25 protein-coding genes and 1 tRNA gene are annotated in these 25,699 nt (G+C 69.7%); 14 read left to right on the forward strand and 12 right to left on the reverse strand.

From position 1 onward, the window contains the following. Positions 1-18: 18 nt before the first annotated feature. On the reverse strand, positions 19-1,008 hold the full coding sequence (locus tag VM780_RS14200) for a complex I NDUFA9 subunit family protein (protein ID WP_325448415.1): 990 nt from the start codon (positions 1,006-1,008) through the stop codon (positions 19-21). 137 nt (positions 1,009-1,145) lie between these two features. Between VM780_RS14200 and VM780_RS14205 the strand changes: the two genes are divergently transcribed. The 7 genes from VM780_RS14205 (at position 1,146) to ptsN (ending at position 6,561) form a co-directional block, all read left to right on the forward strand. Beyond that, positions 1,146-1,230: transfer RNA gene (locus VM780_RS14205), tRNA-Leu, on the forward strand. 97 nt (positions 1,231-1,327) lie between these two features. Next, a complete protein-coding gene (locus tag VM780_RS14210; protein WP_325448417.1) occupies positions 1,328-1,942 on the forward strand; it encodes a ribonuclease D in 615 nt (204 codons plus the stop codon). A gap of 181 nt (positions 1,943-2,123) precedes the next feature. After that, positions 2,124-2,756 (forward strand): LptA/OstA family protein, encoded by a 633-nt coding sequence (locus VM780_RS14215; RefSeq protein ID WP_325448419.1) that lies wholly within the window; start codon positions 2,124-2,126, stop codon positions 2,754-2,756. Positions 2,757-2,781: 25 nt separating this feature from the next. Further along, positions 2,782-3,630, forward strand: a complete 849-nt coding sequence (lptB, locus tag VM780_RS14220) for an LPS export ABC transporter ATP-binding protein (protein ID WP_325448421.1) — start codon at positions 2,782-2,784, stop codon at positions 3,628-3,630. 128 nt (positions 3,631-3,758) lie between these two features. After that, complete coding sequence (gene rpoN / locus VM780_RS14225; protein ID WP_325448423.1) at positions 3,759-5,285, forward strand: RNA polymerase factor sigma-54; 1,527 nt, start codon at positions 3,759-3,761, stop codon at positions 5,283-5,285. A 155-nt stretch (positions 5,286-5,440) separates the two neighbouring features. Beyond that, complete coding sequence (gene hpf, locus VM780_RS14230) at positions 5,441-6,016, forward strand: ribosome hibernation-promoting factor, HPF/YfiA family (protein ID WP_325448425.1); 576 nt, start codon at positions 5,441-5,443, stop codon at positions 6,014-6,016. Between the two features lie 80 nt (positions 6,017-6,096). Beyond that, complete coding sequence (gene ptsN / locus VM780_RS14235) at positions 6,097-6,561, forward strand: PTS IIA-like nitrogen regulatory protein PtsN (protein WP_325448427.1); 465 nt, start codon at positions 6,097-6,099, stop codon at positions 6,559-6,561. Positions 6,562-6,595: 34 nt separating this feature from the next. Here the strand turns inward: ptsN and VM780_RS14240 are convergent, their stop codons facing one another. The 4 genes from VM780_RS14240 to VM780_RS14255 form a co-directional block, all read right to left on the reverse strand. Continuing rightward, a complete protein-coding gene (locus VM780_RS14240; protein ID WP_325448429.1) occupies positions 6,596-6,865 on the reverse strand; it encodes a DUF1150 domain-containing protein in 270 nt (89 codons plus the stop codon). 3 nt (positions 6,866-6,868) lie between these two features. Continuing rightward, a complete protein-coding gene (locus tag VM780_RS14245; protein WP_325448431.1) occupies positions 6,869-7,324 on the reverse strand; it encodes an Hsp20 family protein in 456 nt (151 codons plus the stop codon). 144 nt (positions 7,325-7,468) lie between these two features. Beyond that, positions 7,469-8,539 (reverse strand): ABC transporter ATP-binding protein, encoded by a 1,071-nt coding sequence (locus tag VM780_RS14250; protein ID WP_325448433.1) that lies wholly within the window; start codon positions 8,537-8,539, stop codon positions 7,469-7,471. Positions 8,540-8,585: 46 nt separating this feature from the next. Continuing rightward, entirely contained in the window at positions 8,586-9,458 is an 873-nt protein-coding gene (locus tag VM780_RS14255) for an undecaprenyl-diphosphate phosphatase (RefSeq protein WP_325448435.1), read from the reverse strand. Between the two features lie 155 nt (positions 9,459-9,613). On the opposite strand from VM780_RS14255, the gene VM780_RS14260 reads away from it, so the two are divergent. The 4 genes from VM780_RS14260 to VM780_RS14275 all read left to right on the forward strand — a co-directional run bounded on the left by VM780_RS14260 (position 9,614) and on the right by VM780_RS14275 (position 13,048). Beyond that, complete coding sequence (locus tag VM780_RS14260; RefSeq protein WP_325448437.1) at positions 9,614-10,306, forward strand: glutathione S-transferase family protein; 693 nt, start codon at positions 9,614-9,616, stop codon at positions 10,304-10,306. Positions 10,307-10,436: 130 nt separating this feature from the next. Next, positions 10,437-11,567, forward strand: a complete 1,131-nt coding sequence (gene queG, locus VM780_RS14265; protein ID WP_325448439.1) for a tRNA epoxyqueuosine(34) reductase QueG — start codon at positions 10,437-10,439, stop codon at positions 11,565-11,567. Beyond that, positions 11,564-12,424: an SDR family oxidoreductase gene (locus VM780_RS14270; RefSeq protein ID WP_325448441.1), complete on the forward strand. Its 861-nt coding sequence runs from the start codon at positions 11,564-11,566 to the stop codon at positions 12,422-12,424. The genes queG and VM780_RS14270 overlap by 4 nt, the downstream gene beginning before the upstream one ends. Before the next feature lie 81 nt (positions 12,425-12,505). Further along, the gene (locus VM780_RS14275; protein ID WP_325448443.1) at positions 12,506-13,048 is read left to right on the forward strand and encodes a DUF3617 domain-containing protein; all 543 of its coding nucleotides are present in this window, start codon (positions 12,506-12,508) and stop codon (positions 13,046-13,048) included. A gap of 2 nt (positions 13,049-13,050) precedes the next feature. On the opposite strand, the gene VM780_RS14280 is transcribed toward VM780_RS14275, so the two are convergent. The 4 genes from VM780_RS14280 to VM780_RS14295 form a co-directional block, all read right to left on the reverse strand. Beyond that, entirely contained in the window at positions 13,051-14,049 is a 999-nt protein-coding gene (locus tag VM780_RS14280; RefSeq protein ID WP_325448445.1) for an esterase-like activity of phytase family protein, read from the reverse strand. Beyond that, entirely contained in the window at positions 14,046-15,923 is a 1,878-nt protein-coding gene (gene cobT, locus VM780_RS14285; protein ID WP_325448447.1) for a cobaltochelatase subunit CobT, read from the reverse strand. Before cobT ends, VM780_RS14280 begins: the two co-directional genes overlap by 4 nt. Before the next feature lie 10 nt (positions 15,924-15,933). Then, on the reverse strand, positions 15,934-16,932 hold the full coding sequence (gene cobS / locus VM780_RS14290; RefSeq protein WP_325448449.1) for a cobaltochelatase subunit CobS: 999 nt from the start codon (positions 16,930-16,932) through the stop codon (positions 15,934-15,936). A gap of 73 nt (positions 16,933-17,005) precedes the next feature. Continuing rightward, complete coding sequence (locus VM780_RS14295) at positions 17,006-17,626, reverse strand: J domain-containing protein (RefSeq protein ID WP_325448805.1); 621 nt, start codon at positions 17,624-17,626, stop codon at positions 17,006-17,008. Positions 17,627-17,754: 128 nt separating this feature from the next. On the opposite strand from VM780_RS14295, the gene VM780_RS14300 reads away from it, so the two are divergent. After that, positions 17,755-18,033: a BolA family protein gene (locus tag VM780_RS14300; protein ID WP_325448451.1), complete on the forward strand. Its 279-nt coding sequence runs from the start codon at positions 17,755-17,757 to the stop codon at positions 18,031-18,033. On the opposite strand, the gene VM780_RS14305 is transcribed toward VM780_RS14300, so the two are convergent. The 3 genes from VM780_RS14305 to mprF all read right to left on the reverse strand — a co-directional run bounded on the left by VM780_RS14305 (position 18,030) and on the right by mprF (position 23,509). Further along, on the reverse strand, positions 18,030-19,289 hold the full coding sequence (locus VM780_RS14305) for an FAD-dependent oxidoreductase (protein ID WP_325448452.1): 1,260 nt from the start codon (positions 19,287-19,289) through the stop codon (positions 18,030-18,032). The genes VM780_RS14300 and VM780_RS14305 overlap by 4 nt on opposite strands. 87 nt (positions 19,290-19,376) lie before the next feature. Further along, the gene (locus VM780_RS14310; protein WP_325448454.1) at positions 19,377-20,756 is read right to left on the reverse strand and encodes an AcvB/VirJ family lysyl-phosphatidylglycerol hydrolase; all 1,380 of its coding nucleotides are present in this window, start codon (positions 20,754-20,756) and stop codon (positions 19,377-19,379) included. Further along, entirely contained in the window at positions 20,753-23,509 is a 2,757-nt protein-coding gene (gene mprF, locus VM780_RS14315; RefSeq protein ID WP_325448456.1) for a bifunctional lysylphosphatidylglycerol flippase/synthetase MprF, read from the reverse strand. Before mprF ends, VM780_RS14310 begins: the two co-directional genes overlap by 4 nt. A gap of 200 nt (positions 23,510-23,709) precedes the next feature. Here mprF and VM780_RS14320 point away from each other — a divergent pair, with 200 nt between their 5' ends. Both VM780_RS14320 and VM780_RS14325 read left to right on the forward strand, forming a co-directional pair. Beyond that, positions 23,710-25,203, forward strand: a complete 1,494-nt coding sequence (locus VM780_RS14320; protein ID WP_325448458.1) for a UbiA family prenyltransferase — start codon at positions 23,710-23,712, stop codon at positions 25,201-25,203. Then, positions 25,200-25,667, forward strand: a complete 468-nt coding sequence (locus VM780_RS14325) for a GtrA family protein (protein WP_325448460.1) — start codon at positions 25,200-25,202, stop codon at positions 25,665-25,667. Before VM780_RS14320 ends, VM780_RS14325 begins: the two co-directional genes overlap by 4 nt. The last annotated feature ends 32 nt before the right edge of the window (positions 25,668-25,699 follow it).

Genomic DNA, 25,699 nt, shown 5'->3' on the forward strand with positions numbered 1-25,699 from the left:
GGTCCCGGCCGCCGCCGCTCAGGCTTCCTGTCGGGTGCGCTCGAACTGCCCCGCCTTGCGGAACCGCCACAGATAGGTGGGCACGATGGCCTCGATCGGGGTGGGCGCGAGGCCGAGCCCCTCAAGCGTCCGGCCGGCGGCGCGGGCCTCCTGCGAGACCACGTTGTCGGTCTCCAGCATCGTCACCTGATCGGCCGTCAGGGGCGGGTTCGGCAGCAGCTGGAGGATCCGTCCCTCGAGACGCGCGAGCCCGAAGGGCAGAGGCGCAAGCAGCCGGCGCCGGCCGGTCGTCTTGAGCACGTAACGCAGGATCGCCTTGAAGCTCAGAACCTCGGGGCCGCCAAGCTCGTAGGCCTGCGGCCCGCCCCTGACGCCGCCCGAGACGGCGAGCGCCACGACCTCGGCGACGTCGCCCACGAACACCGGCTGGAACAGAGTGCGGCCGCCGCCGATCAGCGGCAGCGCCGGCAAGCACCGCGCCATGGCGGCGAAGCGATTGAAGAACTGGTCCTCGGGGCCGAACACGACCGAGGGGCGCAGGATCACGGCGTCCGGATAGACGGCGAGAACCGCCTCCTCGCCCGCCGCCTTGCTGCGTCCGTAGAGGCCGCGGCTCGCTCGGTCCGCGCCGATCGCCGACATCTGCACGAAACGGCCAGCTCCGGCCGCCCGGGCGGCTTCGGCCACGACGGCCGGGCCGCGCGCCTGCACGGCCTCGAAACTCTGCTTTCCGCTCTCGGCCAGAATGCCGACCAAATTGACCACGGCGTCGGCGCCCTGCACCGCCCGCGCGACCGATTCGGGGAAGCGGACATTCGCCTGCACGGCCACGATCTGGCCGACGCCGCCGAGCGGCTGCAGATGGCCGGCGAGATCCGGCCGGCGCACCGCCACCCGCACGCGCCAGCCATCGCGGGCGAGCGCGCGCACCACGTGCCGCCCGATGAATCCGGAGCCGCCGAACACGGTGACGAGCTTGTCCCCCACCGGGCGGCGGACTTCAGCCATCGTCATTTCCTGGTCTCCTTGCGGCCTCGCGCCGCGGCCAGGCCAGACCTAGGACAGAACCCCGGAGCCGTAAAGCGAGCGCTCGGCGGTCGACGCCATTGACACAGCGGCCTCCGGCCCCCTAAGACCCGCCGCGAGCCCAGGTGGCGGAACTGGTAGACGCGCACGGTTCAGGTCCGTGTGGGTAACACCGTGGAGGTTCGAGTCCTCTCCTGGGCACCATGACGCCGACCGGCGCCGCAACGATCCGCGGCGCCGGCGCGGCCTCTCCCTTCAGGGCCGCCGTCGGCGCGCGTCCGATCCTTCCAGAGGCGGCAGCATGACGATCCGGTTCCACCGCGGCGATCTTCCCGACGGCTATGCGGCCGGGGACGCGGTCGCGATCGACACCGAGACGCTCGGCCTCAACCCAAACCGCGACCGGCTCTGCCTCGTGCAGCTCTCGACCGGCGACGGCTCCGCCGATCTCGTGCAGATCGCTCCGGGCCAGAACAGCGCCCCCAATCTCGAGCGCCTGCTGCGCGACCGTTCCGTCCAGAAGCTGTTCCATTTCGCCCGCTTCGACGTCGCCGCGCTCTACAAGGCGTTCGGCGTGATGACGGAGCCGGTCTACTGCACCAAGATCGCCTCGAAGCTGGTGCGCACCTACACCGACCGGCACGGGCTCAAGGACCTGGTCCGCGAGCTTCTCGGCGTCGAGATCTCCAAGCAGCAGCAGTCCTCCGATTGGGGCGCGGCCGAGCTTTCGGACGCCCAGCTCGCCTATGCGGCGAGCGACGTGCTCTACCTCCACGCTCTGCGCGAACGGCTCGACGTGCTGCTGGCGCGCGAGGGCCGCTCGGCCTTCGCGGACGCCTGCTTCGCTTTCGTGCCGGTGCGGGCCGCGCTCGATCTCGCCGGCTGGGCCGACAGCGACATCTTCTCCCACGCCTGAGTTGGCGTCTCGCCGAGGCTTGCCGCCGACGCGCCTCGTCCATACTTCGCGAAGCGTCCGCGGCGTCGCAAGATCGTCACGAGACCAGTTGACGGCCGTCTGCAAGCCGGACACGAAAGACGGCGCCGCGCGCAGGCCGGCGCAGAGGAAGCCTGTCCGCGCCGCGGACGAGGAGACGACGATGAGATTTCCGCTTGCCGTTCTCGCCGTTCTCGCCGTCGCCTCGCCGGCCGCCGCACAGCAGCAGCAGCAGGGCGTCACAAGCGCCTTCTCCGGCTTCTCGCTGAAGTCCGACGAGCCGGTCAACATCGAGGCCGACAATCTCGAGGTTCGGGACCAGGAGCAGTCGGCGATCTTCACCGGCAATGTGGTGATGAAGCAGGGCGAGTCGACGCTGACGGCCCGCAAGCTGACGATCTTCTATTTCGAGAAGAACAAGTCGCCCGACAAAAACGCGGGCGGGGCGAAGCCCACCCAGGGCGAGACCAAAGCGCCCGCAGGCGGCGCGACGCCCGAGACCGGCCGCGACATCCGCCGCATGGAAGCCGAGGGCGACGTCGTGGTGACGCAGAAGGATCAGCGGGCGACCGGCGCGCGGGGCGTGTTCGACACGCAGGCGAACACCGCCGATCTCACGGGCGGCGTGGTCGTGACGCAGAACGACAACGTGGTCCGCGGCGACCGGCTGCACGTCAACATGACGACGCAGACCTCGCGCATCGAAAGCGGCGGCGGCGGACGCGTGCAGGGCGTGTTCAAGCCGCGCCAGCGGAACCAGGAGGGCGCGGCCGCCTCCGGGCCCGCCAAGCGCTGAACCGCGCGATCCTCAAGAAGTCTGGATGGAGCCGGTCTTGTCGGTGATCTCGCGCGGCGCCGTGGGCTGCCTTCCGCTTGCGGCTCCCGAGGGCGCCGGCGGCGGGGCGTCGCATCGCATGACGGAATTCGAATACGTCACGACCGGGGGCGACGGCGCGCTGTCGGCCACCGGGCTCGCCAAGAGCTATGGCGCGCGCTCCGTCGTGAAGGACGTAAGCCTCTGGGTCCGCCGCGGCGAGGCGGTCGGCCTGCTCGGCCCGAACGGCGCCGGCAAGACCACGGTGTTCTACATGATCACCGGCCTCGTGCCGGTCGACAGCGGCCGCATCGAGCTCAACGGCGTCGACGTCACGCGGCTGCCGATGTTCCGCCGCGCCCGGCTCGGCATCGGCTATCTGCCACAGGAGGCGTCGATCTTCCGCGGCCTTTCGGTCGAGGACAACATCCGCGCGGTGCTGGAGGTCGTCGAGCCGGATCGCGCGCGGCGCAAGCACGACCTTGAGGCGCTGCTTGACGAGTTCGGCCTGACGCGGCTGCGCAAATCTCCCGCGATCGCGCTGTCGGGCGGCGAGCGGCGCCGCGTCGAGATCGCCCGAGCGCTGGCGAGCCGGCCGAGCTTCATGCTGCTCGACGAGCCGTTCGCCGGCATCGATCCGATCGCGGTCGGCGACATTCAGGCGCTGGTGCGTCATCTCACCAATCGCGGCATCGGCGTGCTGATCACCGATCACAACGTCCGCGAGACGCTCGGGCTGATCGACCGCGCCTACATCATCCATTCCGGCGGCGTGCTGATGGAGGGGTCGCCGGAGCAGATCGTCGAGAACCCGGACGTGCGGCGGCTTTACCTCGGGGAGGAATTTCGGCTTTAACAGGGGCGCGGCCAATCCTCATGCAAGAATTGGCCCACTGGGCTGTCCAGCCCGCGCGTCACTGGTTTGGTTCGGGTCGGTCTCGTCACCTCGGGTGAGGGCGGCTCGCGCCGGAGAGCACCCGCCTGATGGCTTTGACCCCGAAGCTGCAGCTGCGCCAATCCCAGTCGCTGGTGATGACGCCGCAGCTGATGCAGGCGATCAAGCTGCTGCAGCTCTCGAGCCTCGACCTCGCCGCCTATGTGGACCGCGAGCTCGAGCAGAACCCCCTTCTGGAGCTTCACGAGGGCCAGCAGGCCGTCGCCGAGGCGCCGGCGGACGCAGGCGCCGTCGATCGCGAGGCGCATGAGTCGTGGGCCGAGCCGGGCGAGCCGGAGTCCCGCTCCTCCATGGAGGCGCGGCTGGACACCGATTTCGGAAACGTGTTCCCGGACGACGCCCCGCAGTCCCCCGACCGCCCGACCGCGCCGGCTTCGCCCGAGCCGGGCGACTGGTCCGGCCTCGGCGCCGGCGCGGCCTATAGCGGCGAAGGCGCCGACCTCGAAGCCTATGTGGCCGAGCGCACCACGCTCGCCGACCATCTGGAGCGCCAACTGGCGCTGGCGGTGACGGATTCGACAGAGCGGCTGATCGGCGCCCATCTGATCGATCTGATCGATCCCGCAGGCTATCTCCGGGAGCCGCTGGAGACGGTGGCGGAGCGGCTGGCTGCGCCGCTCCCGGCGGTCGAGCGGGTGCTCGCCGTCATCCAGACCTTCGAGCCGACCGGGGTGGGGGCCCGCTCCCTGCAGGAATGCCTCGCGCTTCAGCTACGGGAGCGCGATCGCTTCGACCCCGCCATGCAGGCGCTGGTCGACAATCTCGAGCTCGCCGCGCGCCGGGACTACGCCGCGCTCCGGCGGCTGTGCGGCGTCGACGACGAAGACCTTTCGGACATGCTCGGCGAGCTCCGCCGGCTCGACCCGAAGCCCGGCCACATGTTCGGCGCCGAGATCGTCCAGCCGGTGGTGCCCGACGTCATCGTCCGCGCCGCGCCCGACGGCTCCTGGATAGTCGAGCTGGTCGCGGATTCGCTGCCGCGCGTGCTCGTGAACCAGTCCTATTACGCCAAGGTGGTGAAGGTCGCGAAGAACGAGGTCGAGAAGACCTTCCTGACCGAATGTCTGCAGACCGCCAACTGGCTGACCCGCAGCCTCGAGCAGCGCGCGCGCACGATCCTGAAGGTCGCGACCGAGATCGTGCGCCAGCAGGACGGCTTCCTGACGCACGGCGTGGCGCATCTGCGGCCGCTCAATCTCAGGATGATCGCCGACGCGATCGGCATGCATGAATCGACCGTCTCGCGGGTGACGGCCAACAAGTACATCGCCACGCCGCGCGGCGTATTCGAGCTCAAATACTTCTTCACCGCCGCGATCGCGAACGCGGACGGCGGCGACGCCCACTCGGCGGAAGCTGTGCGGCACCGGATCAGGGTGATGATCGACGCCGAGAGTCCGGACGACGTCCTCTCTGACGACACCATCGTGAAACGGCTGCACGACAGCGGCGTCGAAATCGCCCGCCGCACGGTCGCGAAATATCGCGAGAGCCTGCGCATCCCCTCGTCGGTCCAACGGCGGCGTGAGAAGAAGGGCGCGGCGGAGTCCGTCTAGCCCCGATTTGACTTCAATCACAGATGTTTAGCGTGCTCCCACAAGCCCGGAGACGCTCGATTGACTTCGTGTCGCGCCGCTCTTACTCCTTGATGAACCCTCGCCGGGGCCGCCGATCCGGCCTGTGGCCGAACGTCCTGAGTGGAGCGGACTACATGGGCTTGCGCATCTCCGGGAAGAACCTCGACCTTGGCGAGGCGCTTCGCGGACAGGTTCAGGACCGGATCTCCGACGCGATGACGAAATATTTCGGTGGGGGCTTCTCCGGCCATGTGACCGTCGCGAAGGACGGCGCCGGCTTCCGGACCGAATGCTCCCTTCATCTCGACAGCGGAATCGTGTTGCAGTCGGCCGGCGAGGCGCCGGACGCCTATGCGAGCTTCGATCAGGCCGCGGACCGGATCGAGACTCGGCTCAAGCGCTACAAGAACCGCCTGCGCGATCACCATGCCGACGCCGACAATGGAGATCCGCTGTCTTACGTGGTCTTCGAGTCGCCGAACGACGGGGTCGAGGAGGCGGAAGGGTGGAGTCCGGTAATCGTGGCGGAATCGACCAAGCCGCTGCGCCGCATGACGGTCGGCTTCGCAGTGATGGAGCTCGACCTCACCGGCGCGCCAGTGGTCGTGTTCCGGCACGCCGGCCATGGTCGCGTGAACATCGTTTATCGACGGTCAGACGGAAACGTCGGTTGGATTGATCCGCCCTCCGGCGGCGCCGACGGCCATTGAGACACTCAGCGGCGACTGAGCGGAGCGGAAGCCTGGAGGCTTTCGCCGCTCAAAGCTGCGATCCAAGGTTGAGACGTCTGATGCCCCTGACTGATCTCATAGCGCCGAACGCCGTTTTGCCGGCGCTCAAGGTGAACTCGAAGAAGCAGGCGCTGCAGGAGCTCGCCGCCCGTGCGGCCGAGCTCAGCGGCCTGCCGGAGCGGGAAGTGTTCGACACGCTGCTGCAGCGTGAGAGGCTGGGCTCGACCGGCGTCGGCGCCGGTATTGCGATCCCGCACGGCAAGCTGCCCAGATTCGACCGGCTGTTCGGCCTCTTCGCGCGGCTCGACCGGCCGATCGACTTCGACGCCCTCGACGGCGAGCCGGTGGATCTTGTCTTCCTGCTGCTGGCGCCGGAGACGGCCGGCGCGGATCACCTCAAGGCGCTGGCGCGGGTCGCGCGCGTGCTGAGGGATCCGCTCACAGCGCAGAAGCTTCGCGCGTCGCGTGACGCGAGCGCGCTGCACGCCGTCCTCACCCAGGTGGCCGCCTCGAACGCTGCGTGAGGCGCGGACGAAGGCGCCCCAAGGGCGCCTTCGCTCAGTGCAGGCTGACCGTGACCAGCTCGTGCTCGCGCGCGCTCTCGATCAGCGCCTCTCGCGTGTCGGCGACCACGATGGGCACGCCGTCCGCGCCGAGAAGGGCGAACAGCTCAAGCCCCGGCTCGAGTTCCGGGGCCTCCGGAAACAGCGCGTTGAGATCCTGCGACAGGATGGGCTTCACGTAAGCGATGTGACCGTCGCCGATCGCGGCGAATTCCGCGGGGGTCAGCGGATTGCGGCCTTCGTTGCCTGGATTTCCACGCACCATGACTCACTCCTTCTCCGCGATGCGGCGGTTTTCATCGCGCGCCCTTATCGCGATACGCTGAACGGAACGCTTCGGTTCCGGCCGCGCGAGGTCGACCACCAGAAGTCCCGTCGCAAGATCCGCGCCGAGAACCTCCATCCCTTCCGCGAGAACAAAGGCGCGCGTGAACTGGCGCGCCGCGATCCCGCGATGCAGGAACTGCCGATCCTCTCGTTCCGCCGGCGGACGGCCGCGTATGACGAGCTCGTTCTTCTCGACCGTGACCTCGATCTGGTCGGGGGCGAAGCCCGCGACCGCAAGCGTGATCCGCAGCCGTTCGGGCTCGCCCTCGTTCGGCGCAAGCCGTTCGATGTTGTAGGGCGGGTAGCCGTCGGCGCTCTTGGCCACGCGGTCGAGCGCGCGCTCCAGCCCGTCAAAACCGAGCAGGAACGGGCTCTGCAGACTCGTCAGACGCGACATCGTTCAAAGTCCTCGCCAGAAGCGACTTTGACGGAGCCTCGTAAACAAAGCGCTCCGATGGCCGGGGATCCGGCCAAGCCTAGAGATGGTCTCGGACGGACCTGCTTTCAAGCAAGAGCGGGGCAGGGCCGGTCGGCGCGAGCGCTAGAGCCGCTTGCCGGTTTCGGCGTCGAACATATGGAGATGCTCGCGCGAGGCGCCCAGCACGAGCTTGCCGTCGGGGCCGATTTCCGGGCGGCCCTGCAGGCGCGCCGTCACGGGGATCCCGCCCACGCGACCGTGGACGTAGACGTCGGCTCCCGCGAACTCCATCTCCTCGACCGTGAGGGGCAGCTTCGCCCCCAGGGGCTGGGCGACATCGTCCGGCGCGAACAGCTTCTCGGGACGGACTCCCAAAAAGGCATAGACGGCCGTCGTCATCACGCTCGCGCCGCCGAGATGCGTGCCGTCCTCGAGCGACAGGCCGGTCTGGTTCGCCCGCACCGGCAGAATGTTCATCGGCGGCGCGCCGAGCAGCTCGGCCGTGCGGCGGCGCCGAGGCCGGTCGTAAAGCTCGGCGGGCGGGCCAGCCTCGACGATGGCGCCGTTCTCCATCACCACCAGCAGATCGGCGAGCGCCAGCGCATCGGCCGCGTCGTGCGTGGCGTAGACCGTGGTGGCGCCCGAAGTCTTGTGCAGCTGCCGGATCTGCCGCCGCAGCGCGAGGCGCTCGCGGGGCTCCAGATGCGCCAGGGGCTCGTCGAACAGCAGCGCGCGGGGCTGGTGCGCGAAGGCGCGGGCGAGGGCCGCGCGGCTGCGCTCGCCGGCGGAGACGAGTCTCGGCCGGCGCGCCAGAACAGGCCCGAGCGCCAGCGCATCCGCTGCCCGCAGCACGCGCTCCTGGACCTGCTTGCGGCCGAGCCCGTGATCCGCGAGGCCATGCGCCATGTTGTCGTAGAGCGTGCGGCGCGGCCGCAGCCTCTGAGGGTCGATCAGGTCCGCGACGTCGTCGCGCCCGATCCGCCAGGACTGCCGGACGGCGTCGCCGATCTCGATGACGCCCGCCGTCAGCGGCGCGGCGCCGGCGATCAGCCGCAGCAGGGTGGACTTGCCGCTGCCCGACGGACCGAGCAGGACGCAGAAGGCGCCGGCGGGGATGTCGAGCGACAGGTTCGCGACGGCGGTGGTCCCGCCGCGATAGATCCTGGTGACGTCGGTCAGGATGATTCCGGTCACGGGCGCGCCTCCGACGAGCGACATAGCGCGGCCGCCCGCCGCGGCATCATCCGTAGGCGATCAGGCCCGCCAGGCCGGCCGCGCCGATGATCATCCGCCACCAGGCGAAGGCGCTGAAGCCGTGCCGCGAGATGAAATCGAGAACGTAGCGCACCACGATCAGCGCGGTCACGAAGGCGAACACGAAACCGACGGCGATCAGCGCCAGATCGTCGAAGTTCAGCTCGTGCCGGCTCTTGTAGAGGTCATAGGCGAACGCGCCCGACATGGTCGGGATCGCGAGGAAGAAGGAGAACTCGGCGGCCGCCCGCTTGCTGGCGCCGAGCAGCAGCGCGCCCACGATGGTGGAGCCCGAGCGGGAGACGCCCGGCACGAGCGCGAGGCACTGGCAAAGGCCGATCACGAAGCAGACCGGCAGCGGGAAGCGCATCGCGTCGTCGTAGCGGACGTCCGGCTGGGCGCCTTCGGACCAGCCTGTCGCGGGCCCGGAGGTGGTGCGCAAAGCGACGGTTTGCGGCTGATGGCGCAGGTCGACCCACAGCAGCACGAGGCCGCCCAGAATGAGCGCGATGCAGACGACGAGCGGCGTCTCGAACAGCACGTTCTTGATGAAGCCGTGCAGCGTCGCGCCGATGACGGCGGCCGGCAGGAAGGCGATCAGCACGCCGAGCGCGAAGCGCCGCGCCGCCGGATCGTAGGGCAGGCGCACCGCGACATTCGTGAGCCGGCCCGAATAGACCACGAGGATGGCCAGGATCGCGCCGAGCTGGATCAGCACCTCGAAGGTCTTGCCCTTGGCCTCGAAGCCAAGGAAGTGCCCGAGCAGCAGCAGATGTCCCGTGGACGAGACCGGAAGGAACTCTGTGAGGCCTTCGACCACCCCGAGCAGGGCGGCTTCCAGCAGGTTCACGACGTTCATGCCGATCTCCCCGTAACCCGCGGCCGATTCGTTGTTGTCGCGCGGCGAGGGCGGTTCTATACGGGGCGTCTGCGCCGCGCCATCGAACGCTCGGCGTTCCGGCGCGGGCCGCTGCGCGTCGGCCACACCTCCTTACAGCGCGACCTCCGGCATTAATGGCCATCCTCTACCATCATCCGCTTTGCCCGCATTCGCGTTTCGTGCGTCTCGCCATGAGCGAATACGGGCTCGACGCCGATCTTGTCGAAGAGCGCGTCTGGGAGCGGCGCGAGCCGTTTCTGGCTCTCAATCCGGCCGGCGCGACGCCGGTCCTGGTCGAAGCCAGCATGCCCTCGGTGCCCGGCGCGGACGTCATCGCCGAATATCTCGACGAGACTCGCGGGCTTGCGCTCGGCGACCGCCGGCTGCTGCCGGAATCGCCGCGGGAGAGGGTCGAGACCCGGCGGCTGACGGACTGGTTCAACCGCAAGTTCTTCGAGGAAGTCTCGAGCCACCTCGTGACCGAGAAGATCTACAAGCGGTTCATGCCGACCAATCTCGGCGGAGGCGCGCCCGAAATGGCCGCGATCCGCGCCGGCCGGGCGAACATCCGCTATCATCTCAAATATGTCGGCTACCTGATCCGGCAGCGGAAATGGCTGGCGGGCGATCGGCTGACCTATGCCGATCTCGCCGCCGCGGCCCATTTCTCGGTCGTGGACTATCTGGGCGACGTGCCGTGGGACGAGGACGAGACCGCGAGAGGCTGGTATGCGCGGGTGAAATCGCGCCCGTCGTTCCGCCCGCTTCTGGCCGAGTCGGTGCCCGGCACGGCGGCTGCACCGCATTATGCGGACCTCGATTTCTGAGCATCGACCCCCGTGTTCCGGCGCGCCGTCCCATCTGGGGCGCAGCGGAGCGCCGCGATCTTCCGCCGCATCTGACGCGCGGCGTTCTCAGGACCATCCGCGGTCGGCTCAGCGCGGCTTGGCGGCTTCGATGACGCCCGCCGCCCTCCGCGCCGCCCTCGAGCGCCGGGCGAAGGCGCTCGGCTTCGACGCCGTGGCGGTCACCACGCCGGCCGCCATCCCGCAGGCCGCGCCGCGGCTCGCCCGCGCGCTCGCCGACGGGCACCACGCCACCATGGGCTGGCTCGCCGATCGCGCCGCATGGCGCGGCGACCCGGCCGCGCTGTGGCCGGAAGCGCGCTCGGTGGTCATGCTCGCGATGAATTACGGCCCCGATCACGACCCTCGGGCGACGCTCAGCCGCCGGGAGAGCGCGGCCATATCGGTCTACGCCCAGGGCGACGACTATCACGAGGTCATCAAGGGCCGGCTCAAGCAGATCGCCGGCGCGCTGGCGGCCGCCGGCGCCGAGATCAAGGTGTTCGTCGACACCGCGCCGGTGATGGAAAAGCCGCTCGCCGAGGCGGCCGGGCTCGGCTGGCAGGGCAAGCACACCAATCTGGTGTCCCGCGAGTTCGGGTCCTGGCTGTTCCTTGGCGCGATCTTCACCACCGCCGAACTGCCCGTGGACGGGCCGGAGGCGGACCATTGCGGCTCCTGCCGCGCCTGCCTAGACGCCTGTCCCACCGACGCCTTCCCGGCGCCTTACCGGCTCGACGCCAGGCGCTGCATCTCCTACCTGACGATCGAGCACGCCGGTCCGATCCCGCGCGAATTCCGCGCCGCGATGGGCAACCGCATCTATGGCTGCGACGACTGCCTTGCGGCCTGCCCCTGGAACAAGTTCGCGCAAGCCGGGCGCGAAGCCCGGCTGTCAGCGCGGGACGAGCTACGCGCCCCGCCGCTCGCGGCGCTCGCCGCGCTCGATGACGCCGGGTTCCGCAGGCTGTTCGCCAAGTCGCCCGTGAAGCGGATCGGCCGCGACCGCTTCATCCGCAATGTCGCGGTCGCGATCGGCAATTCGGGCGCCCCGGATCTCGCGCCGACCCTCGTCCCATTGCTCGGGGACCCGTCCCCTCTGGTGAGGGGCGCGGCGGTGTGGGCCTTGGCGCGGCTCGATCCCGGAAGGCTCGCGTCCCTGGCGGCGCGAGCGCAAGCGGCCGAACGCGACGCCGCGGTGCGGGAGGAATGGGACGTGGCGCTGGCGCGGGAGGCGGCTTGAAACGGCTGGTGGTGTTCGGCTGCGGCTATTCGGCGCGGCGCTTCCTTGAATTGCACGGCGGGAGCTTCGACGCTGTCGACGCCACGACGCGGAGCGAGGCGACAGCCGCCGCGTTGCGAGCCGAGGGCGTAAGCGCGCATCTGTTCGACGGCGCGCCGGCCTCGGCCGCGCTGCGCGCGGCCGTCGCCGAGGCGACGCATGTGCTGGTCTCGGCGCCGCCGGACGCAGCGGGCGACCCTACCTTGCGCGGCGCCGGTGAGGCGCTGCGGGCTGCGCAGAACCTGCGCTGGGTCGGCTATCTTTCGACGATCGGCGTCTATCCGGACGCCGATGGCGGCTGGGTGGACGAGGCCACGCCTCCCGACTCCGACAGCGAGCGTGGCCGTCGGCGGGTGGTCGCAGAGGGAAGCTGGCTCGCCTTCGGCGCGGAGACGGGCGTTTCGGTGCAGATCTTCCGCCTTGCGGGCATCTATGGGCCCGGCCGCGGCCCGGTCGAGCATCTGCGCGCCGGGACGGCGAAACGGCTGATCAAGGCCGGACAGGTGTTCAACCGCATCCATGTCGACGACATCGCGGCGGCGATCGCCGCAGGGATCGAGCGGCCGATGGTCGGGCCTGTGATCAACGTGACCGACGACGAGCCGGCTGCGCCTCAGGACGTCATCGCCTATGCGGCCGCGCGCCTGGGAGTCGCTCCGCCCCCGGAGGTGGGGTTCGAGACTGCGGAGCTCTCACCGATGCAGCGCAGCTTCTATTCGTCGAACAAGCGGGTCGCGAACCGCGTGCTGCGCGAACAGCTCGGCGTGCGGCTCGCCTTTCCGACCTACCGCGAAGGGATCGCGGCGCTCGCGCGCTAAAAAGGCGCAACGCGCCGCCTTGCCCGCGCCTTCAGGCCGTGATCTGGACTCCCGCAAAGCAAGATTGAGGGAAGAATGCCCATGCGCCGTCTCATGATCCTCCTCCCGCTCATGGCCGTCGCTGCGCCTGTCGCGGCCGCCGGCTTCAACCTGCCGCCGCGCAAGCCCGGCCAGTGGGAGATGAAGATCCAAGTCGACACCGCCGCGATGCCGCCGCAGATCATCCGGATGTGCCTCGACGCCGAGACCGACAAGATGCTGAACGACCGCTTCGGCGGGCTCGCGGCCAACATGTGCACGAAGCAGGAGCAGCGCACCGAGGGCGACTCGATCATCCTCGACAGCGAGTGCGCCCTTGGGCAGATGCAGTCGTCGACCCACACGGTCGTCACGGGCGACTTCAATAGCGCCTACACGATGAAGACCACGGTGCATATGAGCGGCCAGCGCGACTCTCCGGGCGCCATCGACAAGGTCTCTCCGCAGGGCCCCGACAGCCAGGAGACCACGATCGAGGCGAAGCGGGTCGGCGAGTGCGAAGCCAGCATGAAGCCGGGCGACATCGACCTCGGCAGCGGCCGCGCGATGAACGTCCGCGACCTGCCGGAGCCCCACATCCAGTAGGCTCAGTCAGGCAGCGCGAACTGCATCAGCAGGGTGCGCTGGAACGCGAAGAAATTGTCATCGGACACGAGGGTCAGGACGGTGCGGCCGTCCGGCCCCGTGTGAGCCGAGACGCTCTCGAAATTGTCGATCGCCTGAGACAGCGTGGCCTGCATCAGGACCGGTCCATCGACGAGCGCGCCGGCGCGCATGTCGGCTGCGGCGAGGCGCCGGACGCGGACGCTGAGCGACAGCGGCCGGACGTAACGGCGCTCGAGCAGCACGAAGTCGCCGTCCGGCAACCGCGCGAGATCGGTCGGCGAGAAATCGTCCGTGCGCCGGACGCTGAAGGCGACAGGGGACTTGCCGACCACGAAGGCGCGATTGTCGCCGTTGGGGTCCAGAAACCTCTCGGCGATCATCACGAGCGCCCCGGAGCGCAGCGCCGCGATCGCCTCGTAGCCTGAGTTGAGCGGCGCTCCGGTCGCAGGCTTCGGCAGCGCGACCGCCTCGCCACGACCGATCGGCCGCCCCGCGTCGTCGAGCCGATAGCGCGTCAGCCAGTTCGCGCGTTCCGACGAGACCCAGGCGGCGCGGCCCTCGATCTCGAGCCCTTCCGTGTCGAAGCCTTTGCGTCCCCGCAGCGGCCTGCCGTCGCGGCCCGGCGTGTCGGCGACGACCACATCGTCGAGACCTACAGGTTGCGACCCCTCATAGCGCAACGCGCCGGTGAACCACGAACCGCGGTCGCTGATCGCGGTCAGACGGCGGCCGTCCGGCGAAAGCCGCAGCCCGGAAAGGCCGCCGAACCTCGGCTCGGCGGACTTCAGCTGCAGCCCGCCGAGGAAGATCAACTGGTCATAGGCGCCGCCGATCGGCGTTCGGCTGTCGAAATGATCGATGGCCGAGACTGCGACCTCGATCGGCTTCGGCGCCTCGCGCGCGGCTGGTTCCGCCGCGGGCTCGGCCGCGGCCGCTCCGGCGCAGGCGAGCAGCGCCGCGAGCGCCACGACGAGCCTCACGCGTGGCCGCCTCGATGCCCGCTGGTCTCCTCGAAGAGTTCGGCGAGCTTCTCGGTCATCGCGCCGCCGAGCTCCTCGGCGTCCACGATCGTGACGGCCCGCCTGTAGTAGCGGGTGACGTCGTGGCCGATGCCGATCGCGATCAGTTCGACGGTCGATCGCGTCTCGATCTCGTGGATGACTTTGCGCAGGTGCCGCTCGAGATAGTTTCCGGGATTGACCGAAAGCGTCGAGTCGTCGACCGGCGCGCCGTCGGAGATCACCATCAGGATGCGGCGTTGCTCGGGGCGGCGCAGCAGGCGCTCATGCGCCCAGATCAGCGCCTCGCCGTCGATGTTTTCCTTCAGCAGCCCCTCGCGCATCATCAGCCCGAGGTTCTTGCGGGTGCGCCGCCAAGGCGCGTCGGCGGCCTTGTAGATGATGTGCCGCAGGTCGTTCAGCCGCCCGGGCGCCATCGGCTTGCCGGCGGCGAGCCATTGCTCGCGCGACTGGCCACCTTTCCAGGCGCGGGTGGTGAAGCCGAGGATCTCGACCTTCACGCCGCAGCGCTCAAGCGTGCGCGCCAGGATATCCGCGCAGGTCGCCGCGACCGTAATCGGGCGGCCGCGCATCGAGCCGGAATTGTCGAGCAGCAGCGTCACTACGGTGTCGCGGAACTCGGTGTCGCGCTCATGCATGAAGGACAGAGCGCTCATCGGGTCGATCACGACCCGCGACAGCCGCGCCGGATCCAGCATGCCCTCTTCGAGGTCGAAGTCCCAGGCGCGGCTCTGCTGCGCGAGCAGCCTGCGCTGGAGCCGGTTGGCGAGCCGGCCGACGACGCCCTGCAGCGCCGAAAGCTGCTTGTCGAGATAGGAGCGCAGACGGGCGAGCTCTTCGGCGTCGCAGAGCTCCTCGGCGAGCGCCTCCTCGTCGAATCTGGTGGTGAAGGCGACGTAATCCGGCCGGTCGCGCTCGTTGCGGCGGTCGTCCTTCGGGCGCCACGGTTCGGTCGCCTCCTCGGCCTCGCCGAGCTCGTCGTCATCCGGCGCGTCGGTCGGCGGCGCGTCGGCGGCCTCGATCTGCTCCGCGTCTTCGTCGGCTTCCGACGATGCCTCGGTCTCTGCCTCGTCCGCGCCCTGGCTCTGATCCTGCGGCGCGTCCGCGGATTCGCCCTGCTGCGGGGGCGGCTGCTCGCCGTCGGCTTCGCCCTCTTCCTCGTTCTGCTGGCGGTCGGACGCCAGTTCCTCGCCCATGTCGAGCGAGGTCAGCAGGTCGCGGATCGTGCGCGCATAGGCGTTCTGGTCCTCGAGCACCTTGTCGAGCCGCGACAGGTTGGCCCCGGCCTTCTCCTCGATCCAGGGGCGCCAGAGCTCGACCAGCTTACGGGCGGATTCGGGAGGCTTCCTGCCCGTCAGGCGCTCGCGCACCATCAGCGCGACCGCATCTTCGAGCGGCGCATCGGCGCGGTCGGTGACGTCCGCATAGGGGCCGCGGTGATAGCGGTCCTCCAGCATGGCGGCGAGATTGGTCGCCGAGCCCGCCATCCGCCGCGCGCCGATCGCCTCGACGCGCGCCTGCTCCACCGCATCGAACACCGCGCGCGCTTCCGAGCCCTGCGGAGCCAGCCGGGCGTGCGTCGCCTGATCATGGCAGGCGAGCCGCAGCGCCATGGAGTCGGCGTGGCCGCGCAGGATCGCGACGTCTTCGGGGCTCATGCGCCGCGGCGGCTCCGGAAGCCGCGCCTTCTGGCCCGACAGCGCCGGCCGCTCGGGCGCGAAGGAGACCTCGACCTCCGCGTCGCCCGCGATCGCCCGCAGGCAGCCCGCCACCGCCCGCTTCAGCGGCTCGGAGGGCGGCGCGACCTTCTCGCCGGGCTTGCGGTTGGAGATCACGGCCGGGAGGTCAGCTCATCACGACGTTGACGGCGCTTTCCGGCAGCTCCTTGCCGAAGCAGCGCTGGTAGAATTCCGCGACAAGCGAGCGCTCGAGCTCGTCGCATTTGTTGAGGAAGGTGAGCCGGAACGCGAAGCCCAGATCGCCGAAGATGTCGGCGTTCTCGGCCCAGGTGATGACCGTGCGGGGGCTCATGACGGTCGACAGATCGCCATTGATGAAGGCCTGGCGCGTCAGATCGGCGAGCCGCACCATCTTCGACACCGTGTCCCGGCCGTTCGGCGCGCCGCGGTATTGCGGCGCCTTGGCGAGCACGATGTCGACCTCCTTGTCGTGCGCCAGATAGTTCAGCGTCGTCACGATCGACCAGCGGTCCATCTGGCCCTGATTGATCTGCTGCGTGCCGTGATAGAGGCCGGAGGTGTCGCCCAGACCGACCGTATTGGCTGTCGCGAACAGACGGAACGCCGGATGCGGGCGCAGCACGCGCCGCTGGTCGAGCAGGGTGAGTTTCCCGGACTGCTCGAGCACGCGCTGGATCACGAACATCACGTCCGGCCGGCCGGCGTCGTACTCGTCAAACACCAGCGCGACGTTGTGCTGCAGCGCCCAGGGCAGGATGCCGTCGCGGAACTCGGTGACCTGCTTGCCGTCCTTGAGGACGATCGCGTCCTTGCCGATGAGGTCGATGCGGCTGACATGGCTGTCGAGGTTGACCCGCACGCAGGGCCAGTTCAGCCGCGCCGCCACCTGCTCGATATGGGTCGACTTTCCGGTGCCGTGATAGCCCGTGACCATGACGCGCCGGTTACGGGCGAATCCGGCCAGGATCGCCAGAGTGGTGTCGTGGTCGAACAGATAGTCCGGATCGAGGTCCGGCACCGCGCCGTGCGCCTCCGCATAGGCTGGAATCTCGAGATCGCTGTCGATGCCGAAGACCTGGCGCGCTGACACCTTCATGTCGGGCAGGAGCGTGTCGGCGGACGGAGCGTCGATGAGAGCGGTCATGGGGCCTCCTGGCCGGGCAAGAGCCCGCGCGGCAGGCCCGGCGGCGCGCGGAACGCGCGCTCAAAAGTTCGGATCAGCAGAAGCCGGCGGATCGGAGATAGTTATAGGCTTGGATGATCTCGCGCAATTTGTCCTCCATGCTGCGGTCGCCGCCATTCGCGTCCGGGTGCAGCCGCTTCACCAGCTCCTTGTAGCGCGCCTTGATCTCGTCGCCGGTCGCGCTCGCGCCGAGATTCAGCGCCTCGAGCGATTTCCGCTCGACCTTTTTCAGCTCGCGCTCCGGCTCTGGCCGGCCGGCGCGCTCCTCGCCGAAGACGTTGAAGGCGTCATCGAACACGAACTCGCCCGCCCAGCCGCGCTGCCGCCCCTTCCGCTTGCGGGCGTCCGCGCTGGCAGGGCCGTTACGGCCCATCTGCCAGGTCGGGCGATGGCCGACATGCGCGTCCTTTTCATAGGCGCGCAGATCCTCGTCGGACATCCCGGCGAAGAAGTTGTAGGAAGAGTTGTAGGCGCGCACATGTTCCAGGCAAAAGCGCCAGTAGTCGTTCTCGCGGTCGCGCCCCTTGGGCGCCCGATAGGTTCCGGGCGCCCGGCATCCGGGATGCTGACACAACGCGACTTTGGGCTCCGGGCGCTCCTCTGAGCGGGAGCGGGAGACGCGGATCCGATCAAACCAGGGACTGTCGAGCTTCATCACGAGGTCCATTATGGTTGCGCCGGCGGACCCGAACAAGGATGCGGCGGCGCAACACCGCTCTTCGTCCGGGCGGCTTGACGAGCGCCCCGCCCGGATCGATTCAGCGGCGAAGACGGAGACTTAGCATGAGCGTGCGCGACCGCATCGAGAGCGCCCTGACCGAGGCGTTGCGACCGCAGCGGCTGGAGGTCGTCGACGAAAGCCACTTGCACGCCGGCCACGCGGGGTCGCGCCCGGGCGGCGAGACGCATTTCCGCGTGCGGATCGTTTCGGACGCGTTTTCGGGCGTGAGCCGGATCGAGCGCCATAGGCGGGTCAACGCGCTGCTTGCCGCGGAGCTCGCCGGGCCGGTGCATGCGCTGGCGATCGACGCGCGGGCGCCCGAGGAGCCCGGCCGCCCCTAGAGCGGCCGCGGCGTCGCTGCGGCCGGCGCCGTCACCCGCTCGGGGCGGACGCCGACGCCGACGATCCGGGCGGGTATCCGCGTCAGCGCCGGGAACCGCCCCAGGAGCCGCAGCGCGAGCGGCGGCCTCAGGCGCTCGCCGCTGCTGAGCGCCGGCGAGATGATGCGGTTCTGGACCTGGACCTGCAGCGCCTGCGTCACCCGCGTCGGCCATTCCCGACGGGCCTGCACGCGCCGGACGTCTTCCTGGCCGAGCCGGCCCTCACGCAAGGGAGCGGCCAGGAGATTGGCGGTCGCGACCGCGTCCTGGATCGCCAGGTTGATGCCGACGCCGCCGATCGGCGACATCGCGTGAGCGGCGTCGCCGATGCACAGCACGCCCGGCCGGTCCCAGCGCTTCAGCCGATCGACCGCCACGGTCAGCAGGCTGACCTGATCCCAGGAGGCGAGGTCCGCGACCCGCTCGGGCGCGAACGGCGCCCGCCGCGCCACGGCCTGACGAAATGCCTCCAGGCCCTTCTGCCGGACGGCGATCGCGCCGCCTTTCGGGATCAAATAGGCGCACTGCCAATAGTCGCCGCGGTTGATCGTCACGAACACCGCGCCGGCGCTGAACCGCCCTGCGGTGGCGTCGCCGTCGGTCGGCTCGCGCGAAAGCCGGAACCACATCACGTCCATCGGCGCCCCGAGCGTTTCGCTCTCCAGGCCGGCGCTCTGGCGGACCGTCGAACGGCGGCCGTCGCACCCCACCACCAGATCGGCGGTCACGGCGAGCGGACCGGCTTCTGCGCGGGCCTCGACGCCGGTCACGCGTCCCTCGCGCCGCGCCAGACCTGTCGCCTCGACCCGCCGAAGCAGGCGGAAATTCGGGTAGCGCTCGGCCTCGCCGGCGATGAAGTCGAGAAAATCCCACTGCGGCATCAAGGCGATGAACCGGCAGCGGGTGGAAAGCCGCCGGAAATCGGCGATCCGGAACGGCTCGTCCTCGACGAAGCCGGTCAGCGTCTCGACCTCCTGGTGCGGCAGGTCGAGGAAGCGCTTCAGCAGCCCGAGATCCGCCATGACGTCGAGCGTCGAGGGGTGGATGGTGTCGCCGCGGAAATCGCGCAGGAAGTCGGCGTGTTTCTCCAGCACGACGACGTCAACTCCGGCCCGCGCCAAGAGCAGGCCCAGCATCAGGCCCGCAGGCCCGCCGCCCACGACGCAGCATTGCGCCGTAAGCGCCGCCGGAGCGACCGGTTCGGAGCTCACCGACATGGGCTGTCCTCCGCCCATTCGCCGCGCCCGCGGCGGATGCTTGATGCAGGTTAGCTCTGGACGCGCCGTCGCGATAGCGCTCGGCGGTCAGCGGCCGGTGGAGGCGCGCTTGGTGAACTCGTCGTCGATACGCTTGGCGAGCGCCGCGTAATCCTCGTCAAAATGATGCCCGCCGGGGAGCTCGAGCCGCGCTGAGGGCGGGAACACGTCGGTCGCGCAGGCGACGTCATTGTCCTTCTCCTCGAGCTCCTCCTTGCCGTAGACGCACATCACGCGGTCCATCGGGAGACTCGCGGAAGACTTCAGCACGTCGTGCTCGCCTGAGCCGACCCCGAGCCAGCCCGCCACGCTGACCTCAAAGTCGGCGGTCTTGGAGAGGCCCAGCAAGGCGATTAGCCCGACCTGGTCGCGCACCGATCGCGAGATGCGCTGCCACGCGAACGGAATGACGTCGGCGCCGAAGGAATAGCCGGCGAGCAGGATGCGCTTGGCCTTCCATTCCGGAGCGTAGCGCCCGACGATCGCCTCCAGATCGTCGCCGAGCTCACGCGGCGTCTTCTCGTTCCAGAAGTAGCGCAGCGTGTCGACGCCCACGACGCCGTAGCCTTCCTGCTGGAAGTAGCCGGCGACGCTCTTGTCGAGATCGCGCCAGCCGCCGTCGCCGGCATAGATCACCGCGAGGCCCTTCGGGTCCGGGCGGTTCGGCGGGTAGAGCACGAGCGGCAGCGAATTGACCGCGTCGGGTTCGCCGCCGCCGATGTCGAAAGCGGCGTCGCGGGCTTCCGCGGCCATGTCGGCGCCGGGCTCCTCCTCCACCACGTCGGCGTTCGGCAGGTTCTTTACGAAGTTCTTGAGGCTCTCGGCGGCAGGCGCTGGCGTGAGAATCCGCCATTCGCCCTGCAGCCCCTCGGGCGGGTCGTCGCCGACCACAAGATCATCGCCCTCCCTGCGGGTCGACTTCGGCCCGTCGCACAGGGGCTTCGACAGCGGCAGCCGGTCGCTGAAGCCGACCGACACTCCGCCGGAGAACATGTTGGCGGGCGCCTGGGCGAGCATCGCGTAAACCACGTCGGCCCCCTTGCCGACCCCCAGCAGCACCGGCAGCCGATAGCTCTTCATGCCGAGCGTCTTGCCGGCGAGGCGGGCGTAATCCTCGATGTCGCCGGACATGAAGATGCAGTCCTCGGAGGTCTTGGTGACGCCCGCGAGGTAGCGCGGCAGGTCGATCGCGATCACTGCCCCGCCTTCCTTGGCGATCGCCTCCGCTTCCGCGGCGCGGGCGGGAGTCCAGCCGTCCAGGTCGGAAATCAGCGCGACGATCGCCGAAGGCTCCCCGGCGGGCGCCAGCACGGCGACGTCCTTCAGCGTCTCGTTCTCGACGGTGGTGCGGCGGAGGTCGTCGGCCGCCGCTGGGCCGGCGAGCGCGACCAGGGCGACGAGCGCCGGGAGAAGCAGCGAGCCCCTCACGCGGCGGAGTCCTCGGTCAGGCTCGGCTCGGGCGCCGGCGCGTGAGGCGTCGCGCGCTTCGGCGCGCCGCCGATCAGCGCCGTGACGTCGAGCAGGATCTGCGGCAGCACCCAGCCGCCCGGACAGGCCAGGTAGCGCGGCTCCCAGACCGGCTGGAATTTGGCCTTGTAAGTCCGAAGGCCCTCGAAATTGTAGAAGTTGTCGCCGTAGCGGAACAGGAAGGCGCCCACCCTGTTCCAGGTCGGGCCGAGCGGGTGGTCGGCGAGGCCGGAGAGCGGCGCCATGCCGAGATTGAACCAGCGATAGCCGTCGGCCTTCGCGCGCAGCATCAGGCGGACGAACAGCGCGTCCATCACCCCCTTGGGCGCGTCGGGCGCGTAGCGCATCAGATCGACCGTCGCCTCCTCGTGGTTCGCGCCGTACCACATGTTGGCGAAGCCCACGATGCGGCCATTGTGGCGCACGACCGCGATGTCGAAGTGCCGTAGATAATCCTCAGACCAGAAGCCGAGCGAAAAGCCCTTCTCGCTGTTCTTCTTGGAGGACATCCAGGCGTCGGAGACGCGCTTCAGCTCCGGATAGAGCGCCACGGCGTCTCCCGCCGGAACCACAGCGACCTCCAGGCCCTCCTTGCTGGCCTTGCGGTCGACATAGCGCCACTCGTAGCCGGCCTTGCCCTCGAGGGTGAATTTCGCGAGGTCCACCCGGGCTTCTTCGCCGAGCTTCAGCAGCGACAGGCCGAGGTCGAGATAGGTCGGCAGCCGCGCCACGCTCGCCTGATAGAACACCGGCCAGCCGCCGTGCTGGTCGGCGAGCTCCCGGAACGCCCAGAGCAGCTCCGATGTGCGCTCGGCGGGCCCGACCGGGTCGCCCATCGCGACCCAGCTTCGGCCCTGGACCTGATACATGATGAACGCGTCGCCGGCCTCCGAGAACAGGAAGCGCTTGTCGCCCAGGAAGGCGAGGTTCGAATCCGCGCGCGGCGACGTCGCCACGATGGCGGCGATCCGCTCCTCGGGCTCCGGCGTGGTCTCGCGCGGGCGGCCATGCCGGTGCAGCAGCGCGTGCAGACTGATCGCGAGCGCCGCGACGCAGGCCGCGAGGCTGGCGCGCAGGAAGCGGGGAGCGTCGCCCCGATAGGCGAAGTCCCACCACATCTGGTTGGAGTAGTCGACGCCCTGATAGGCGAAGAAGCCGAGCCAGATCGAGCCCGCGAGCACGATCGCGACGGCGGCGAGCCACGCCGGGGCGAGGTCCTGGTCCCACAGCGACGCGCGCCGGTAGAAGGCGCGGCGATTCACGGTGAGCAGCGCCAGGACGACGCCGAGCACGACCGCTTCCTCGACGTCGAAGCCCTTGGTGAGCGAGAAGATCAGTCCGGCGGTGAGCAGCGCCTGGGCGACCCGGTATGCGCTGTCGAGCCGCCGCAGGAGGCCGTGCGCGACCACGAGCAGAACCACGCCGACCACGCTCGCCAGCAGATGCGAAGCCTCCACGAAAGGCAGCGGCACGACGCGGCGCAGGAGATGCAGCCGGTCGGTCTCGGCGGGCAGCGCGCCCGAGACGAGCAGCACGATGCCGCCGAGGAACACCGCGGCGCCGAGCACGATCGGGGCGACCGGCCGCATCACGGCGGCCAGCATGACGCCGGCGCGGTGCATGCGCCCGCGTCGCCGGGCCAATTCCGACGCCCCCAGCAGGGCGAGCGCGAGCGTGAAGGGGATGAGGTAGTAGACGACGCGCCACAGCAGCAGGCTAGCCAGCACGGCGTCGGTCGGCAGGTTCGGCAAGGCGAGCAGGACGGTCGCCTCGACCACGCCGGCGCCGCCGGGCGCGTGGCTCAGCATGCCGAGCGTCATGGCCACGACGAACAGCGCGGCGAAGGTCGGGAAGGCGATGGCGGCGTCTGGCGGAAGCAGGATCCAGAGCGCGAAGGACGCGCCCATCAGGTCGACCAGCCCGATGATGATCTGCGCGCCGGTCGACTTCACGTTCGGCAGGGCGAGCCGGTAGCCGTCGATCGTGACGGCGCGCTCGCGGCGGCTGATCCACAGCAGATAGGCGGCGAGCGCGACCAGTATGATCACGCCGAGGGTGGCGTTGACCGTCGCCGACAGGCCGTCGAGCCGAGAGACGTCCGGCGCCTCGGTGACGAGGCCGAGCGCGAGCGTGAAGAAGATGCCGATCCACAGCGTCAGCGCCGAAATCGCCGTGATGGCGGCGACTTCGGCGGCGCCGAGGCCGGCGCCGGCGTAGATCCGGTAGCGCACCGCGCCCGCGACCACGATCTGGAACCCGATCGTGTAGGACAGCGCATAGCCGGTGAACGAGGCCAGCGCCGCGATCGGGTAGCCCACGTCCCGGCGCTTGATGTGGATGATGCCGAACCAGTCATAGCCCGTGAGGGCTACGTAGCTCGCGGCTGTGGCGGCGAGCGAGATCGCCAGCATCCGCCAGGGAGTGGCCGCCGCGGCGGCCTTGACGTCGGCGATGTCGACTTCCTGCACGAGCCGGTGCAGCACGAACAGCACCATGCCGAACAGCAGCAGCGAGCCGCACGCTCCGATGGTGCGCCATGGGGCCCGGGCGGCGAACGCGCGAAGTCTCGGGAACTGTGTCGGGGGGACGGGGTCGATCTCCGGCGCGCCCCCGCCCACGGGTCCGCGGTCCGTCCCGCCGGGGGGCGGGTCGGTCACATGCGGGGCGAGCCGCGGCGTCTCGGTTTCGGCGGCCGTGTCGATCGGTCGGGACATGTCTGCCGTGAGGAGATGTCATCCGGCCCCGGGACGCGCAACCCGGGACCTGCGGCGGACGAAGACAAACGCGTCATCGCGGCGGACATAGGGCGGTTCTTAACCCGATTGTCCTAGGAGGAGGCGAAACGCCGCAAAAAATGGCCGCGGCGGAACTGACACTCGTCCCCGGAGCGCAGCCGATGGCCGTGGAGCCGCGCATGTCGCCCAGCCCTTCGCCGGCCGAAGCGGAGCCGCGTCGGACATCCGCTCGAGGCCGGCCGCCGCTGGTCGTCAGCGTCGAGGGCGGCCTCTTGCGCGGCGACCTCGCGGCTGAAGCCACGCTGGCTTTTCTCCGCGAGAATCCTCTGCGGATCTTTACGGTTCTCGGCTGGCTGCTGCGCGGCCCGGCGGCGCTTCGGCGTCGGCTGGCGGCGCGCAACGACATCAATGTCGGCGCGCTGCCCGTCAATCGCGACCTGGTCGAGATGGCCGAGGCGGAGCATGCGGGCGGTCGAGAGGTGCATCTCGTGACCGCCGCGGATCCCGCGACCGCAGCCCGCATCGCCCGCCGGTTCGGCTTCGTCGGCGGCGTGGTCGCGGGCGGCGGCGTGGCCGAACTCAGAGGCGATGCGCGGGCGCGGGCGCTGCGGGAGCGGTTTCCGGGCGGCTTCGCCTATGCGGGCGGCGCCGCAGAGGACCTGCCGGTCTGGCGCGCGGCGCAGGAAGCGGTGGCGGTCGAACCCCGCGGCAGGACGCTGCGCGCGATCGAATCCATCCGGGCGCCGCTTGCGGTCATTCCGCGCCGGCCGTTGGGGCTCCGAACCGTCGCCAAAGCGGCGCGCGTGCATCAATGGGCCAAGAACGCGCTGGTGGCGGTGCCGCTGGTGCTCGGCGGCAGGGCGTTCGACCCTGACGCCTGGGCGACGGTCCTGATCGGCTTCCTCCTGCTCGGCCTGCTCGCCTCGTCGACCTATGTCCTGAACGATCTGTGGGACCTCGACGACGACCGGGGGCACTGGTCGAAGAAAGACCGCGCCTTCGCGAGCGGACGGCTGCCGATCCTCGCCGGCCTGACGGCCGCGCCTCTCGGGATCGCCGTCGCGCTGGCCGGCGCGGCGATGCTGGGTGCCGCCACGCTGGCCTCTTTTCTGGCTTATCTGGCCGTCACGGTGGCTTATTCGTTCCGCCTCAAGCGAGTCGCGGTGCTCGACGTGTTCACGCTCGCGGCGCTGTTCACGCTTCGGCTGGTGATCGGCATCGCGCTTGCCGGCGTGCCGGGATCGCCGTGGCTGCTGGTGTTCTCGATGTTCATTTTCGCCTCCCTGTCCTTCGCCAAGCGGCACACCGAGATGGTGCGGGTCGCGCGCTCCGGGGCCGACAAGGCGAGCGGGCGCGGCTATGTGGCGGCGGACGCGCCGTTCCTGATCGGCATGGGGGTGGCGACCGGCATGTCGGCCGTGCTCGTCATGGTGCTCTATTTGATCAACGAGGCGTTCCGCGCCGGGTTCTACACGACGCCCGCCGCGCTCTGGACCTTCCCTTGCGTGCTGTTCCTCTGGCTCGGCCGGGTGTGGGTGCTCTCGGGGCGGGACGAACTCCATGACGACCCGGTCGCCTTCGCGGTGCGCGACAAGCCGAGCCTGGCGCTCGGCGCCGTGATGGCGCTCGCCTTTGTCGCGGCGGTGCTGCCGCGGTCTCTGGCGTTCTGGTGAGGCGTCCGGTGTACGAGCTTGCGCAGGCGCTGATGCCCCCCGCGATCCGCTCCCGCATGTCTCCCGAGGAGATGCGCCGGATCGGCCGTTTCCTGCTCGCCGGCGGCTTCGCGGCGCTGGTGAACTGGGCGGCGCGCTTCCCGCTGAACGAGGTCATGCCGTTCGGCGCCGCTGTGATCGCCGCCTATGCGATCGGCATGGTGGTGGGCTTCTTCCTCTATCGCTTCTTCGTGTTCGAGGCGCACCAGGGCGACGCTCGCTCCCAGCTCTGGAAATTCGTGCTCGTGAACGTGATCGGGGCGATCGAGGTCTGGGCGCTCGCCGTCGCCTTCGTGCATTGGCTCGCGCCTGCCCTCGGATGGACGCTCTGGGTCGAGCCGATCTCGCACGCCGCGGCGATCGGCATCGGGGCCGCGACCAGCTATGTCGGCCACCGTCTGCTGACCTTCCGCGCGGCGCCATGACCGGCGGGCGTCTTGCTGCTGACAAAGTCAGC

The sequence above is a fragment of the Hansschlegelia sp. genome, assembly GCF_035538955.1.
GTDB lineage: Bacteria > Pseudomonadota > Alphaproteobacteria > Rhizobiales > Methylopilaceae > Methylopila.